Below are 15,536 nucleotides of genomic sequence, written 5' to 3'. Positions count from 1 at the left end.
CGCAGCTCTCAAAAAACAAAAAGGAGCATTACGCTCCTTTTTGTTCAATCTCATTTTCAGCTTTAGAAGGCAACACGTTTATAGTGACGATACTCTGGCTTCCAAAAGTTTTTCTCAATCGCGTGTTGCAATTGCTCATCACTAATAATTGGGGCTACACCTGCATCCATTGCTGCTTTGGCCACTTTGAAGGCTATCAGCTTAGAGACTTTCTGAATTTCATCAATCTCAGGCAATAAATCTGCTGTAGGGTTGGTCAACAACGGTGAGCAATCTGCCAAAGCATTACTCGATGCAATCAGCATCGAATCGGTCACACGGGTTGCATTGGCCGCAATCACGCCCAACCCAATGCCTGGGAAGATATACGAGTTATTGCATTGCGAAATATTATAAATTTTGCCTTGATAGTTGACTGGAGCAAAAGGACTGCCTGTCGCAATCAAAGCCTTGCCGTCCGTCCAGTGAATAATATCCGCTGGCACTGCTTCAACACGCGACGTTGGGTTAGACAGTGGCAGCACAATCGGACGATCACAGTTCGAAGCCAAAGTTCGAATCACTTCTTCAGTGAATAAGCCTGGCTGACCCGATACCCCAATCAACACGGTAGGTTTGGCATTTTTCACGACATCGAGCAGTGAAATCACCTCTTCAGCATTGCCCCATTCCGCAATCACGTCTGGCTTTTGTGCCAATTTACGTTGGAAATCGAGTAGATTCGGCTGATTTTCAGTGATCAAACCAAAACGATCGACCATATATACGCGTGCACGTGCTTCGGCATCAGTTAAACCTTCAACCTTCATCTGTGCAACAATTTGCTCAGCAATCCCACAGCCTGCTGAACCCGCACCTAAGAAGGCAACGGTTTGATCTTTGAGCTGTTTACCTGCCGCACGTGATGCAGCAATCAAACTGCCCACAGAAACGGCTGCGGTACCTTGAATATCATCATTAAAACAACAGATTTCATCACGGTACTTATTCAATAACGGCATGGCATTATTTTGCGCGAAGTCTTCAAATTGAATTAAGGCTTTCGGCCAACGACGCTTGATCGCAGCAATGACTTCATCGACAAAGGCATAGTACTCATCACCACTGATACGCGGTTGATTCCAACCCATATAAATCGGGTCATTCAGTAACTGCTGATTATTGGTCCCGACATCGAGGGTAATTGGTAAAGTGTAAGCTGGGCTAATACCCCCACACGCGGTATATAGCGACAATTTTCCAATCGGAATACCCATCCCGCCAATGCCTTGGTCTCCCAAGCCTAAAATACGCTCGCCGTCGGTAATCACAATGACTTTGACATTTTTCTTGTTGATGTTATGCAAGATGTCATCAATATGCGCACGGTCTGGATAAGAAATAAATGTGCCACGATGGCGGCGATAAATATCCGAGAAACGCTGACAGGCCTCACCCACCGTTGGAGTATAGATAATTGGCATCATCTCACTTAAATGGTTTTCAATGAGGTGATAGAACAAAGTTTCGTTGGTGTCTTGAATATTACGCAAGTAAATGTGCTTATTGATCGCATCATTAAAAGCACAATATTGTTGATAAGAACGCTGACTTTGTTCTTCAATACTTTCTTCAACATGTGGAATTAAACCATGCAAGTTGAAGCGAGTGCGCTCTTCTTCCGTAAACGCCGATCCTTTATTTAACAGCGGCAACTCAAGTAAGGTATTGCCCGCATAAGGGATGTATAAGGGTTGTTTTGTCTTTAAATATTCTGTCGTCATTACCTATCTCGTTATACATAGATTTAGATGAACCTATGGGGAGAATCTATGCATCTAATTCAGCTACTAGCTTAGCGCCATTTGCGCATCTTTTTATATTTATAAGCGTGATGCAATTATCAAAGCGATTTAGTCTGAAAATAAAAATCAAACCGACTCAACGTAAAAATGACGTTTACGGCAGTCTTTTCGGTCAAATAGCGCATGGATAAAATTTGAACTTGAATAAAGCTCAAGCTAAGCTAGCGCTTTTATTTCTTCTTTATATTAAAAATGATCATCAAAAAACTGATGTTGTTAAGCCTCACGTGTCTTTACATCACGCAAATGACAGCATGCCAATCTATTTCTACGGCGCAAACTACAGTGAGTGATAAAATTACAGGACTATTTGCTCATAACGAAAAACTGCCTGAAATCGATCCCAAAGGCATTGTCGATATCAGTAAAGCCACCATCGAGCAATATGAGCAACTCAGTGCAAATTTACCCTTGAACCAATGGGTCTATTTGGAGAATGAAAAACAAGGGATTTATCAGCTACAAAACAAATCGACCGAAGGCTTTGTGCTCTCGCTACGTCTGAATTGTAAAATCAGCAGTCATCCGCCTACCTTTGAGCTTCAAGATGTGCAAGGCAAACGTATCTTATACGGCTATGATAAAGAAGCAGGACAGATTCAGTTTTTACTCGACAACAAAAACTATGGCAATCCCTTTGATCCATTTCAACGCCAAACCCTGAGTCGTTTTCAACAACAGCTTGCCAGTGCCAAAGTAATTAAGCTCTTTCATGCCAGCAAACTGTATCGTTTTCAAAACCAAAATGCGGAACTCCTAAGCAAACCTGTTTCATGCCGTGAAAATAGCTAAAACGGGGCTTATTTGGGTGGGTTTAAATGTGACATATCCACAAATACACCGGTCAAACGGCGCACAATCGGCAGTACAATGAGCACTACAGGATAGGCCACCACCCAAGACATCATCCATGCGGACAGCCAAACCTGTAGGAAATTGTCCACCCAACCCAAATTGCGCCAAAGATTGATCATCGAGATAATGCCACTCATAAAAAATGAGATAAAAAACGGCAAAATAAACATGGCATATTTTGCTGGTAACTTGGGAATATTGCCAATGATCATCGGTCGCTGTTCAGACACGTTTTATCCTTAAAAGTATGCGTTTTGGTTCTCATCATACTGCGCTTTTCATGTTTATTGCAGCGCAATCGTTAGCAGTTTTTGAACATTTTTTATTCTATGAAAATGGATTCACCTAAAGACGTGGAAATTTGCTATATTTAGCGTTTTTCTGCGACATTAAATTTTCGACTGAATATGAACACGGCAATCCAAGCAGCTCTCGAGCACGCAGTACAAAACCTTCAAGCTGAAGGTATCCTTCCAGCAGACTGGAACAACAGCAGTACTTTGACGCGTACCAAAGACCGAAGCCACGGGGATTTCGCGTCCAATATCGCGATGATTGCCTCTAAAGCTGCGGGTATGAAGCCTCGTGATTTAGCCGAAAAAATTCTTGCTGCGCTGCCAGAAGTGGCGGACATTAGCAAAGCAGAAATCGCAGGTCCTGGCTTTATTAACTTCTTTTTAAATGCCGACCAACGCTTTGCTGTACTTGATCAAATTCAAGCGCAAGGCAAGCAATTTGGTCGCACTCAAGCCAATGCTGCGAAAAAAATACAAGTAGAATTCGTTTCTGCCAACCCAACGTCTAGCTTGCACGTTGGTCATGGTCGTGGCGCAGCCTATGGGATGACGGTTGCAACCTTGCTTGAAGCCACAGGTGCAACCGTAGACCGTGAATATTATGTGAATGATGCAGGCCGTCAAATGGACATCCTTGCAACATCTACCTATTTACGCTACCTCGAATTAACAGGCCAAGAACTGGTTTTCCCTAAAAATGCCTATCAAGGCGATTATGTTAAAGAAATCGCGCAAAGTATTATCGATGCTGATGGCGATGCCTACGTCCGCCCTGTAGCAGACGTCTATAAAGATGTCCCTGAAGATGTGCAATATGCAGAAGAACTCGATGCTGAAGGCAATAAAGTTGTCCTTTCAGGCGACAAAGAAAAGCACATTGATGGTTTAATCCATAATTCACAAAGCTTAATCGGTGAAGCTTACCGCGTATTCCACCAAGCAGCGCTGAATGCGATCTTAGATGACATCAAAGATGACTTGGGCGAGTTTGGTGTAACCTTTAACCAATGGTTCAGCGAAGCCTCATTGACAGACAAAATTGATGAAGCTTTAGAAACTTTAGAACAACGCGGTTTCTTATACGAAAAAGACGGCAACATTTGGTTCAAATCGACTGAATTTGGCGATGAAAAAGACCGTGTTGTGAAGCGTCGTAATGGACAAACCACTTACTTTGCTTCTGACATTGCTTATCACCTGAACAAATTACAACGTGGCTATACCGATATCATTGATATCTGGGGCTCAGACCACCATGGCTATATTTCACGGGTCAAAGCAGCCATTGATGCCTTGGGGTATGACTCGAAAAAACTGACTGTGCTTTTAGTTCAGTTCGTCAGCCTATGGCGTGGTGGTGAGATGGTACAAATGTCATCTCGTTCTGGTCAGTTCGTGACTTTGCGTGACCTGCGTAAAGAAGTGGGCAATGATGCTGCGCGTTTCTACTACGTGATGCGTAAGTCTGAACAACACATTGACTTTGACTTAGACCTTGCAGTTTCACAAAGCAAAGACAATGCGGTGTACTACATCCAGTATGCGCATGCACGTGTCAATCGTATGGTCGATGTGAAAGCACCTGAAAAAGGCATTAGTTTTGATCGTAGCAAAGCAGCTGATTACGATGCGACCTTATTAACTCTTGATGCTGAAACTGAAATTCTTGCCAAACTTGCAGCCTATCCTGAAATTGTGCTTCGTGCTGCAAATAGCTATGAACCACACCAAGTGGGTAACTATTTGAAAGAACTCGCAGCGTTATTCCATGGTTGGTATAACTTGGATAATACAAGAATTATCGACGAACAGAATATTGCCCTTTCGCAAGCCCGTTTATTACTTTCAATAAACGTACAACAAGTTTTGCGTAATGGTTTAGAGTTACTAGGTGTGTCTGCACCTGAAGCCATGTAATAAGTGAAGCAAAGCTTCACACATGGCTGCAAGACCGAAAGCTATACTTGAGGTAACGATGTAAAAAGCAACGCTTTGCACATCGTCACAAGATGAAGGGCTTTGCCCGAAGTAGCCATATCAACCCTGATATATTTCTCGCTTTGTGAAACTTGAATTTTGCAAAGCGATTCTTTATTTTACGACGACGCCTCTTTTAATTCCTTGAGGCCAAGTACTAAAATAAAGAAAAGAATGGGCCAGTCCCTCATATTGATTAGAAGAAAAGAGGTTTCCACGTGTTTGGAAAAACGCAGCGCGGTGTATCTGAAAGACCGAACAAACCCAAAAAGCCACTGATTCCAGCTTGGCTCGGTACACTTGTGGTCATTTTAATCGTGCTCTGTTTTGCTGTAGCACTATTACTGTGGAAGCCTTGGGCACCAGTGAAGCCGAAAGGTCAAATCACTTCGGAACATTATCAAGAAGAAACCAATAAAGACTACCGTTTCTACGACTTACTGCCACAGCAGCAAGTGACGCCGATTCCAGATCAAGCCATTCCTGAAACCAAAGACAATCCAAGTACCGTGGTGATTGTTGAAGCACCTGCTGCCGAAGAAAGCACCCCTGCTGAACCGGGTTTAACCGAAGCAGCACCGACACCGCAAGCGCCAAGTTTTATATTGCAAGTCCGCAGTTACCCTGACCCAGACAGTGCCGATGCACGTCGTGCAGAAATTATCTTAAATGGTCTCTCTGCCGATGTCGTCAAAACCGTTGAAGGCGGCCAAACATGGTATCGCGTGATTTCAGGGCCATATGACTCGCAAGAAGCCGCGGTGATTGCACAGCAAACCCTACAACATAGCGGGATTGATTCGATTGTGGTCAAGCGCTAAAAAATAAAAGGATGCCTCGGCATCCTTTTTTATACTCTGAGTTTGGAGAGAAAATTTTGAATCAATTGCGCAACGTGCGCCGCATGCACATAAGCCAAATCATGTTGTCCCTGTGACACGATGTGCAATTCTGCATGTGATATTTGACGGTGTAAGGCCTGCCCCACCGCAACAGGACTAATCGGATCTGCATCGCCCCAAATCAGCAGAACTGGACACTGGATACGCTCCAGACTGTCCGTCAAATCAGACTGATGCTGAATAAACCAATCAGGAACCGTAAAGCTCTGTTGATAATCCACTCTCCAATCCGCCACCTGAAAAGGACTTAAATCAATGCCGCCTGAGGTTGCCACGAGCACCAAGGCCTGCACCTGCTCAGCTTTTTGTAAGGCAGCTTGTACTGCAAAAATGCCACCCATCGATTGTGCAATGACCACAGAAGGCTGTTGGATTTGATTCAATACATCGTCTTGTAAGCTCTCAAAGCTCTGCACATTCATTTCATCAGGATAACCACCAAAGCTCGGATAAGCGACGACCATGCTTGAATCATCCTGAGGAAGGCGCTGTATGACAGGTTGCCAAAATACGGTATTGCCCGATGCACCGGGCAAAAAAATCAGGTTCAAATCATCACCACCCACTAGAACCCACTGAGCTCCTTGGCTTTTTTAAAGGCTGGGCGCTGCTGAATACGCTGTGCATAAGCAACCATTTGAGGATTATGGGCTTTTACCCGCTCTTGCATTGCCACTACAGGAAAGCTCATTTGAATATCGGCAAAGGAAAAATCACCTGCAAAATATTCATGTTGAGACAAATAATTTTCCAAATATGCACTGTGCTCTTTCAAGCGTGGATTAATAAAGCCACCTTTCACCCCATCACAAATTTTATTGGCAAGCGGTTTAATTAGAAAGGGAACATGCTTGGGTACATTACTCATCACCAAGGTCATAACCAAATATGGCATCAACGAGCCTTCGGCATAATGCATCCAGTAGTTGTATTGCATTAAGTCCTTTGGATTTTTCGGTTTAAACTTATGTTCTGTATCGTAGGTGGCTTGCAAGTATTCTAAAATCACCGCAGATTCTGCAATAACCAAATCACCATCGGTCAAAACGGGGGCTTTACCTAAGGGATGAATGTTTTTTAACTCAGGTGGCGCAGCATAGGTCGGTAGGCGTTTATAAAACTTCACCTCATACTCCAACCCTAACTCTTCCAAAGCCCATAAAATGCGTAAAGAGCGTGAATGTTCCAAATGGTGCAGAGTGATCATTGTTTTACCTTTTTTAATTAAAATCTAGCACTCACTTTACGCTAATATTTGGATTTTGCACCTATCGATACACATGAATATCCAGTCGCACAAAATCCTTTACCGCCTATAAAAAACCGTCAAACGAGTTAAACAATTGAGGTTTCAATCTCGACGGAACGTAATAAAGTTTTAGTGACCGGTGTTTTTTGACAGATGTCTAAGATTTTTTGGCGCACTTCTTCTGTCAATGTTTGCTCAAACGACAAACGACGGCTGATCCATTCTCGGCCTTCTTTATTAGCATTAAAATCTGCTTCGACACTAAAAGCCCCCCACTCAATCTCTTTGTGCTGCGCATACATACGTAGGGTAATCATGGTGCAGGAAATCAAACCTGTACAAATAAAGTCATAAGGTGCAGGGCCTTTATCTTGACCGCCAAAAGACGCTGGTTTATCGGTAATGAATTGGTGTCTCCCACTACTTACTTCACCAGACCATGCTTCGACGCATGTTTTGACTTCCGCATTCGCAATTATTGCCATATTTTTATTATCCTATTTTTCATTGATATTATTTTGAATAGGTTTCAAGTATTGAAACTGTCCACCTATTCTGTTGTTGAACGACTTTTCGCAGTATTCAAAACACTTATTTTGAAGCACGCATTTGGTCTGGAAATGCTGGAGCTTCCAAGCGCGGGCCTTCATAGTCAGGAATTGAACCAAAACGTTCATCTTGCGCAATCCACTGATCACGCGCAATTTTTAATTCTTCTTGAGTCCGTCCGACAAAATTCCACCACAGTAAAATTGGACTTTCAAATGGCTCACCACCTAACAGTAACAAGCGACTGCCAGCATGGATTTCAATTTCAATCGCACTTACACCCTGCTCGAGTACCACCATATTGTCTTCTGTCAGTTCATGCCCATTAACCGTGGCCGTTCCTTCTAAAGCCATAAAGCCATATTCAAAGTTAGGATTGAGCGTTAAACGGGTTTTGGTACTTTCTGCTGCGCTTAAGTCCACCCCTAATAGCTCGGTATAAACACTCACAGGTGAGGTCGTATTTAAAAACTCTCCGACCAAAACGGTAAATTCCACCCCATCTTTTTCCACCACTGGCAGTTCTGGATAGTGATCGAAACGTGGTTCAACAGCAATTTCTGCATCGGGCAATGCAATCCACAATTGTGCTGCATGCATTTTGGTTTCTGTATCTGGTGCGACTTCCGTATGGGAAATCCCGTGTCCTGCGGTCATTAAATTGACCTGTTTTGGACGAATCAGCTGTTTGCTGCCCAAACTGTCGGTATGCATCATGGTGCCTTCAATCATCCATGTAAAGGTTTGCAAACCGATATGTGGATGTGGGCCAACATCTAAACCGTCCCCTTGAGGGAAGGTTACAGGGCCTGCGTGATCTAAGAAACACCATGCGCCAATCATTCGTTTATGACGACTTGGTAGTGCACGTTTGATGACCGTCCCTTGGCCTATTTCCGCACTTCTCAGTGGAAACTCTTGAATGAATTGATTTACGTATTTTTCACAGTCATCCGAATGTGAAAGTTCAGTATAGTTATTATTCGTCATGTGCTTACTCATTACAGATCCATATGTCCTAGATCATAACAAGCAGATTCCCAACTGCACATCCCTAAAAATAGAATGCTGATTCTTAAACTTGGGACAATATCTTGTGTTTTCAAAACTTAACTACAAGGCAATGCGTGGATGTAAAAATGTTGTTACATCTTTCTCCCTATATGCCTTAGAGCATCCCCCCATCTTTTCAAATGTTTATATGCGCATAGACAACCTAAAAAAGCCTCAACTGATAAACACTCATAGAATTTGATTAAATAGCATTCAGTTTTTGTAAAAATTTAGATATTATTTACCAAGCAATAAAAACTTTATTATTCAATAAAAATAGGCTGAAAATTAAGTGAAAATCAAGAGCATTGCAAAAATTGATAATTTTGGAATTTTTAAAAACTTTGATTGGGACACTCATCTTTCTACTAATCCAACTCAACAGAACCAAACTTATGACTTCAAAGATATCAATATTTTTTATGGTCGCAACTACTCTGGAAAAACTAGCCTTTCTAAAATTATCCGAGCGTTAGAAACTAAAACACTTTCACCCAAATACGAAAATCCAAATTTTAGAATTGAGCTTTCAGATAGTTCTATCATTTCTCAGAATAATCTATCGGCATTTGCTCACCCAATTCACGTATATAACTCTGATTTCGTTAGAGAAAACCTAAAATTTATTCATGATGAAAATGCAAATATTGAATCTTTTTCAGTGACATTAGGCGGTGACAATCAACAAATTGTAAATCGTATTCAAGAATTGAAAGATGAATTAGGCTCAAATGAAGAAAATACTAAATCTGGTATCTTTCTTAATATTCAGAATAAAGAAAATGATGTAAAAAATGCTAAAGAAAATTACAGTAATAAAAATCGTGATTTGGAAAAGTTACTTACAGATAAAGCAACACGTAATTCTGATTCAATAAAAAATCAGCATCTTTTATTTGGTGATATTAACTACACTATTGCGAAACTAAAGCAAGATATCGTCTTAGCTCAAGATACTACATTTCAAGTCTTAACTGATGATCAAATTACAGAAAAGAAAGCATTAATAAACCAAACTGAATTAGCTGATCCTTCAAAAATCTTAACCTATAATCTAGATTTCTTCCCAAGTGTTACATCAACAAATAAAATTATAGAAATAATTATTGGTGGTGATCAAAAAATCCCAGAATTAGTTAGCAATGATGATTTAAATATATGGGTTCAAAGTGGTCATACCTTACATAAGGATAGAACAACATGTGCTTTTTGCAGCAATACGATTTCTGAAAAAAGACGAGAAGAGCTAGGGCAACATTTTGATCAAGAAACAGAAAAGTTACAGCAACGTATTTCAGCTGGTATCAAGCATTTAGACACCTTGCTAGAAAGCCAAGATCTAAAAATTAATTTTAATATTGATGAATACTATCAACATTATCATAATAATCTTTCTGAATTAAGAACTGCTTTAAAAACTTCCTTAAAGAAACAAGAGTCTTCTATCAAACAACTTAAAACATTATTAGAACAGAAAAATAAGAAGCTATTTACTAAGTTAGAAGCAATTTATCCTACTGACTATTCTGAAGAAATTAACACCATTCTTAGAAAAATTTCCGATATTCGAAATAACTGTATTAAGCTGAATAGTGAGCTAACAACTCAACAAAAAGAGGCTAAAACTGCTTTACGTATAAACCATATTTATCATTTCTTACAGGATATTAATTACACTCAACAAAATACAGATATAAGCCTAGCTTTTGAAGCGATTGCTCCATTAGAAACAGAACTCACAACACTTCAAACTCGAAAAACTACAATTACTACTGAAATAAAAAGTGAAGAAGACAAATTAAAATCTGAAGGAGAAGCTTGCAAGCGTATCAATGATATTTTACAGCATGATTTTGGACATCAAGCAATTAGCCTAAAAGCTATTGAAAACACGCATGCTCAAAATATTCATTTTGAAATCCAACGCAATGGAATAAAAGCCCATAATTTGAGTGAAGGTGAGCAAAGCCTCATCTCATTTTGCTATTTCTTAGCAAAAATCCAAGATGATCTAGATCAAAATAAGAAACCGATTATTTGGATAGATGATCCTATTAGTAGTTTAGATAGTAATCATATTTTCTTTATCTTTTCTCTTATTGAAGAAAAAATTGTAATTAATCAAAAATTTGGGCAACTGTTTATTTCAACACATAATTTAGAGTTTTTAAAATACCTAAAACGGCTCAATGGGAAAAAATGGGGCAATATACAATTTTTTATTGTTAAAAGGAATTTTGACTCCTCTGCTATATTCCAAATGCCAATCTATATGAAAAACTACTTTTCAGAACTTAATTTCTTATTTCATCAACTATATCTCTGTGCAAGTGAAGAAAACATTAACGACCAAAACTATAATATATTTTATAATTTCCCCAATAACGCAAGGAAATTTTTAGAACTATATTCTAATTTTCATTATCCAGATGGATTTTCCAACACCGATACCGAAAAACTTCAATTCCTTTGGGGCGAACATTTAGTATTTACATTTACTGATAGAATCAATAATGAATACTCTCACTTGGCAGGAATATTTGAAAGATCCTTTACACCTTTAGAACAACCTGAAATGCATAAAGCTTCTTTTGCTATTCTAAAAAAAATTATTGAGTTAAATCCAAGACAATACGAAGGTTTCTTAAAAAGTATTGGAATAGAATCGACTACATTAGACCCTCTTTATATAAAACTAACTACATCAAAAAAGAGCGCCTAAGCGCTCTTTTTTTAACATAATTTTCGTTAGAAAATTATTCCCATTCAATCGTTGCTGGTGGCTTAGACGACACGTCATAAACAACACGAGAAACATCTTTAATTTCGTTCATGATGCGTGTCGAGATTTTATCTACAAGATCATAAGGAAGATGTGCGAAACGCGCTGTCATAAAGTCAACCGTTTCAACCGCACGAAGTGCAATCACCCATGCATAACGACGACCATCACCTACGACGCCAACAGATTTCACCGGTTGGAATACAGCAAAGGCTTGCGCAGTTTTATCATACCAACCGCTGGCACGAAGCTCTTGCATGAAGATGTCATCTGCAAGACGTAAAATGTCTGCATATTCTTTCTTCACTTCACCCAAAATACGCACGCCCAAACCTGGACCTGGGAATGGATGACGATATAGCATTTCAAACGGTAAACCTAAAGTTGTGCCTAAACGACGCACTTCATCTTTAAACAAATCACGGATTGGCTCAACCAATTCAAAAGCTAAATCTTCTGGTAAACCACCCACATTGTGGTGAGATTTAATCACATGCGCTTTACCATTTTTGGTTGCAGCAGATTCGATCACGTCTGGGTAAATCGTACCTTGAGCAAGGAAGTTTACACCATCAAGTTTTCGCGCTTCTTCAGCAAAAACTTCAATGAACTCACGACCAATGATTTTACGTTTCTTCTCAGGATCAACTTCACCCGCTAAGGCAGTCAAGAAACGCTCTTCAGCATCGGCACGAATTACACGGATACCCATGTTTTTCGCAAACATGTCCATCACTTGCTCGCCTTCGTTCAAACGAAGCAGGCCGTTGTCAACGAATACACAAGTCAATTGATCGCCAATCGCACGGTGTAAAAGTGCAGCAACCACTGATGAATCAACACCACCAGACAGACCTAAAAGAACTTTTTGATCGCCAATTTGTTGACGTAATTGTTCAACACGTAGGTCAATGATGTTTTCAGAGTTCCACAGGCTACGACAGCCACAAATGCTGTGTACAAAGTTCGATAATAACTCTGCACCTTTTGCAGTGTGCGTTACTTCTGGGTGGAACTGAATCCCGTAAAAACGACGCGTTTCATCAGAAACCATCGCCACAGGACAGCTTGGTGTGCTTGCAGTGATTTGGAAACCTTCAGGAATCGCTGTCACTTTGTCACCATGGCTCATCCAGACTTTAAGTTGGTCTTTGGTGTCTTCAAGATCACCAATCAACTTGTCACGAACTTGGATGTTTACTTCGGCATAACCGAATTCATGTACTGTACCCGGCTCAACTTTACCGCCAAGCTGTGCAGACATGGTTTGTAAGCCATAGCAAATACCCAAAACTGGTACACCTAAGTTGAACACAACTTCTGGCGCACGTGGGCTGCCTTCTTCGTGTACGCTCTCAGGACCACCTGACAAGATGATACCGTTTGGATTAAATGCACGAATGTCTTCTTCAGACATGTCATAGGCATACATTTCAGAATATACACCAGCTTCACGTACGCGGCGTGCAATAAGCTGGCTATATTGAGAACCGAAATCCAAAATAAGGATACGATCTTCAGTAATTTGAGTATTGGTAGTCATGACAAACAACTATGAAAGGCAAACGAATATAAGCGCCGTATTCTAGCATTTTTCCGCGCATAACGCACATAATTCGGACAAGCTTTATACAACGCTTAAAATCCAATGGTTTTTATATCGAAAAGCACGCTTTCGCGTGCCTGATGTTTATTTCAAAACTTTTTCTATTTTAACGACTTCAATATCCGTCGGTTTATAACGATGTGTATCGACCTCGCCCACAACCTGCACTTTATCGCCTGCTTTAATATTAGATGCTTTCCATAAATCGTCATCAATATCCAACAAAATAACCCCTGTACCATCGCTGAACTCGTAGTGGTCTTCATTGAGATGTTTCAGCAGTGTCCCTTTTAAAGTGACCGCCGTTTCATCTTTGAGCTTTGCAATGGCTGACACAGAGACATGATTCTTTGCTGCTTCTTGTAAAATGATATGGTCATCCTTAGCCCATGCACCAGCGGCAAGACTTAAACTTGTAATACATAATCCTATTTTAAAAAGATTTTTCATCTTATTTTCCTCATGTTTTATTGATCTTGATCAAAACAAAAAATGAACATCCACACCGTACTTTTTTGTAAATAAAAAAAAGCAGCATCCTGAATGCTGCTTTTCATTTTGAATTATTTTTCAATCAGATGATCTAGACTCATTTTTCCTGCACCATGCAGCATTAGAAAAAATAAACCACCCGCCATGGCAAAGTTTTTCATAAAGTTAATGCTGTCTTGCGCGCCATCGTGAAAAATAAACGCAGTAATTATACTAAATAGACCTAAACCAAACGCAGCAAAGCGGGCTTGAAAACCAAATAACAGCGCTAAGCCACCACCAAACTCAACTAAAATGGTTAAAGGTAATAGCGCTCCAGAAACACCCATAGACTCCATATACCCTACAGTTGCGCTATATGCTGAAATTTTCCCCCAGCCTGCAACAACAAAAATATAAGCCATCAGTACACGGGCAATTAAAGCTAAAACTGCATCGGTATGAGGTTGATTGACAATATTTTTGACCACAACATTTGGATTAAACATTTTTACACCTTTAAATACGTTTTATTTGAAGTTATAGCTATCTTAATGTTCTCTATTTTTAGAATAAATATCCATTTTCATCACGCATCGTTTCAAAATAAGAACACCAATAGCTAAATTTATTTACGTTTTAATACTGACTTCTGATAACGAGACTGCTAGGATTTCCGCACTCTTTTGCTTATTTGTGCCCCATGGAACTGATTGATTTTATATTACATGTCGATGACCATCTGCTTGAGTTTATCACCAACTATGGGGTTTGGATTTATGCAATTTTGTTTCTCATCATCTTTGTGGAAACAGGTTTGGTGGTCATGCCCTTTCTACCCGGCGACAGCTTATTGTTTGCCGCAGGTGCCTTAGCAGCATCCACAGGTGCAATGAATCCGTGGACTCTTGGTGTTTTACTTTTTATCGCAGCTGTACTGGGCGATACGCTGAATTATCACATTGGCCGTTATATTGGACCGCGCGTTTTTGAAATCGAATCCCGTTTCATCAATAAACAACACCTGATTAATACACAAAAATTCTTTGAAAAACATGGTGGTAAAACCATTATTTTTGCCCGTTTTATTCCTTTTGCACGAACCTTTGCACCTTTTGTGGCTGGCGCAGGAAAAATGGACTACAAATTTTTCCTGTCTTATAACCTGATTGGTGCATTCTGCTGGATTGGTTCATTCATTACTTTAGGCTATATTTTTGGTAATGTGCCTGTGGTCAAAGACAATTTCACACATCTGATTTTCGGCATTATTATTATTAGTGTCTTGCCGGGGATCATTGGTTTTATTCGTGCCAAATTAAAGAAAAAATCAACCACTGAAGCTTAAGCAAAAAAACGCAGCATCACGGGAAACATACACACCACCAACAACATGGCCGATCCTTTATATAAGAGATCGGCTTTTATTTGTTTGGACTCACCCGATAAAATGGCACGGCCAAAAGACATCCAGAACAGTGCCGTTGGCAATAACACCAGACTAAACACCGCAAACACCAAAAAGAAATTGGTGGGATTATCCCAAGCTTCATAGGGAAAAATACCCGCAGCAAATAAGACCGCTTTCGGATTTTTCAAAGTAGAAAAAAACAATTGTTTGGGTCGAATCGAGGTAAAACGTTGATTATGTTTTTCTAAGTGTGAACTTTTCCATAAATGAAAAGCCAGCCAGAACACATAGACTGCACTGAGTGCATGTAAAAGATCAATCAGATAGGGCCAAGTCGGTGTACTGAGATGAATCAGGAGTGCCCATAAATTGATGGCATAGAAATACCCAAACAGTTCTGCGGGTACAAGTAAGCTGGTCTTCGCCAGACCTTGCTGATGTGCAGAGCTTGCGAGTAAAGCATTGGTTGGTCCCGGAATCATCAAGACAGCAATCATTGCCAATACAAACAGCCAACTCTCAATCATAAACATCCAACAAC

At 40.2% G+C, this 15,536-nt stretch carries 15 protein-coding genes; 5 read left to right on the top strand and 10 right to left on the bottom strand.

Features of this window, described 5'->3' with window-relative positions; genetic code table 11:
- Positions 1-62: 62 nt before the first annotated feature.
- Positions 63-1,763, bottom strand: a complete 1,701-nt coding sequence (locus GVX98_RS00665) for an NAD-dependent malic enzyme (protein WP_004984015.1) — start codon at positions 1,761-1,763, stop codon at positions 63-65.
- A 273-nt stretch (positions 1,764-2,036) separates the two neighbouring features.
- Here GVX98_RS00665 and GVX98_RS00660 point away from each other — a divergent pair, with 273 nt between their 5' ends.
- The gene (locus GVX98_RS00660; protein ID WP_035327183.1) at positions 2,037-2,636 is read left to right on the top strand and encodes a hypothetical protein; all 600 of its coding nucleotides are present in this window, start codon (positions 2,037-2,039) and stop codon (positions 2,634-2,636) included.
- Between the two features lie 8 nt (positions 2,637-2,644).
- On the opposite strand, the gene GVX98_RS00655 is transcribed toward GVX98_RS00660, so the two are convergent.
- Positions 2,645-2,929, bottom strand: a complete 285-nt coding sequence (locus GVX98_RS00655; protein ID WP_004684392.1) for a DUF2798 domain-containing protein — start codon at positions 2,927-2,929, stop codon at positions 2,645-2,647.
- A 177-nt stretch (positions 2,930-3,106) separates the two neighbouring features.
- Here GVX98_RS00655 and argS point away from each other — a divergent pair, with 177 nt between their 5' ends.
- Together argS and GVX98_RS00645 are read left to right on the top strand one after the other, a co-directional pair.
- A complete protein-coding gene (argS, locus tag GVX98_RS00650) occupies positions 3,107-4,912 on the top strand; it encodes an arginine--tRNA ligase (protein WP_159126992.1) in 1,806 nt (601 codons plus the stop codon).
- A gap of 278 nt (positions 4,913-5,190) precedes the next feature.
- A complete protein-coding gene (locus GVX98_RS00645) occupies positions 5,191-5,793 on the top strand; it encodes an SPOR domain-containing protein (protein WP_004684390.1) in 603 nt (200 codons plus the stop codon).
- Between the two features lie 29 nt (positions 5,794-5,822).
- On the opposite strand, the gene GVX98_RS00640 is transcribed toward GVX98_RS00645, so the two are convergent.
- From GVX98_RS00640 to GVX98_RS00625, 4 genes are all read right to left on the bottom strand, one after another.
- Complete coding sequence (locus tag GVX98_RS00640; RefSeq protein ID WP_159126991.1) at positions 5,823-6,425, bottom strand: alpha/beta fold hydrolase; 603 nt, start codon at positions 6,423-6,425, stop codon at positions 5,823-5,825.
- Positions 6,426-6,439: 14 nt separating this feature from the next.
- Entirely contained in the window at positions 6,440-7,081 is a 642-nt protein-coding gene (locus GVX98_RS00635) for a glutathione S-transferase family protein (protein WP_159126990.1), read from the bottom strand.
- A 128-nt stretch (positions 7,082-7,209) separates the two neighbouring features.
- The gene (locus GVX98_RS00630) at positions 7,210-7,608 is read right to left on the bottom strand and encodes an OsmC family protein (RefSeq protein WP_159126989.1); all 399 of its coding nucleotides are present in this window, start codon (positions 7,606-7,608) and stop codon (positions 7,210-7,212) included.
- Between the two features lie 106 nt (positions 7,609-7,714).
- A complete protein-coding gene (locus tag GVX98_RS00625) occupies positions 7,715-8,662 on the bottom strand; it encodes a pirin family protein (protein ID WP_159126988.1) in 948 nt (315 codons plus the stop codon).
- Positions 8,663-9,017: 355 nt separating this feature from the next.
- Between GVX98_RS00625 and GVX98_RS00620 the strand changes: the two genes are divergently transcribed.
- A complete protein-coding gene (locus tag GVX98_RS00620) occupies positions 9,018-11,447 on the top strand; it encodes an AAA family ATPase (RefSeq protein ID WP_159126987.1) in 2,430 nt (809 codons plus the stop codon).
- Positions 11,448-11,481: 34 nt separating this feature from the next.
- Here the strand turns inward: GVX98_RS00620 and guaA are convergent, their stop codons facing one another.
- From guaA to GVX98_RS00605, 3 genes are all read right to left on the bottom strand, one after another.
- Positions 11,482-13,050, bottom strand: a complete 1,569-nt coding sequence (gene guaA, locus GVX98_RS00615; RefSeq protein ID WP_087013894.1) for a glutamine-hydrolyzing GMP synthase — start codon at positions 13,048-13,050, stop codon at positions 11,482-11,484.
- A gap of 147 nt (positions 13,051-13,197) precedes the next feature.
- The gene (locus GVX98_RS00610; protein WP_159126986.1) at positions 13,198-13,563 is read right to left on the bottom strand and encodes a NirD/YgiW/YdeI family stress tolerance protein; all 366 of its coding nucleotides are present in this window, start codon (positions 13,561-13,563) and stop codon (positions 13,198-13,200) included.
- Between the two features lie 113 nt (positions 13,564-13,676).
- On the bottom strand, positions 13,677-14,093 hold the full coding sequence (locus GVX98_RS00605) for a DoxX family protein (protein WP_159126985.1): 417 nt from the start codon (positions 14,091-14,093) through the stop codon (positions 13,677-13,679).
- 194 nt (positions 14,094-14,287) lie between these two features.
- Here GVX98_RS00605 and GVX98_RS00600 point away from each other — a divergent pair, with 194 nt between their 5' ends.
- Positions 14,288-14,932: a DedA family protein gene (locus GVX98_RS00600; protein ID WP_004684377.1), complete on the top strand. Its 645-nt coding sequence runs from the start codon at positions 14,288-14,290 to the stop codon at positions 14,930-14,932.
- Here GVX98_RS00600 and GVX98_RS00595 read toward each other — a convergent pair.
- Entirely contained in the window at positions 14,929-15,522 is a 594-nt protein-coding gene (locus tag GVX98_RS00595; RefSeq protein ID WP_010325622.1) for a LysE family translocator, read from the bottom strand. The genes GVX98_RS00600 and GVX98_RS00595 overlap by 4 nt on opposite strands.
- Positions 15,523-15,536 lie beyond the last annotated feature (14 nt).

The sequence above is a fragment of the Acinetobacter sp. 8I-beige genome (assembly GCF_902505955.1).
Taxonomy (GTDB): Bacteria; Pseudomonadota; Gammaproteobacteria; order Pseudomonadales; family Moraxellaceae; genus Acinetobacter; species Acinetobacter johnsonii.
Note: the sequence above shows the minus strand (reverse complement) of the source record. Positions and strands in the feature narration are given on the sequence as shown.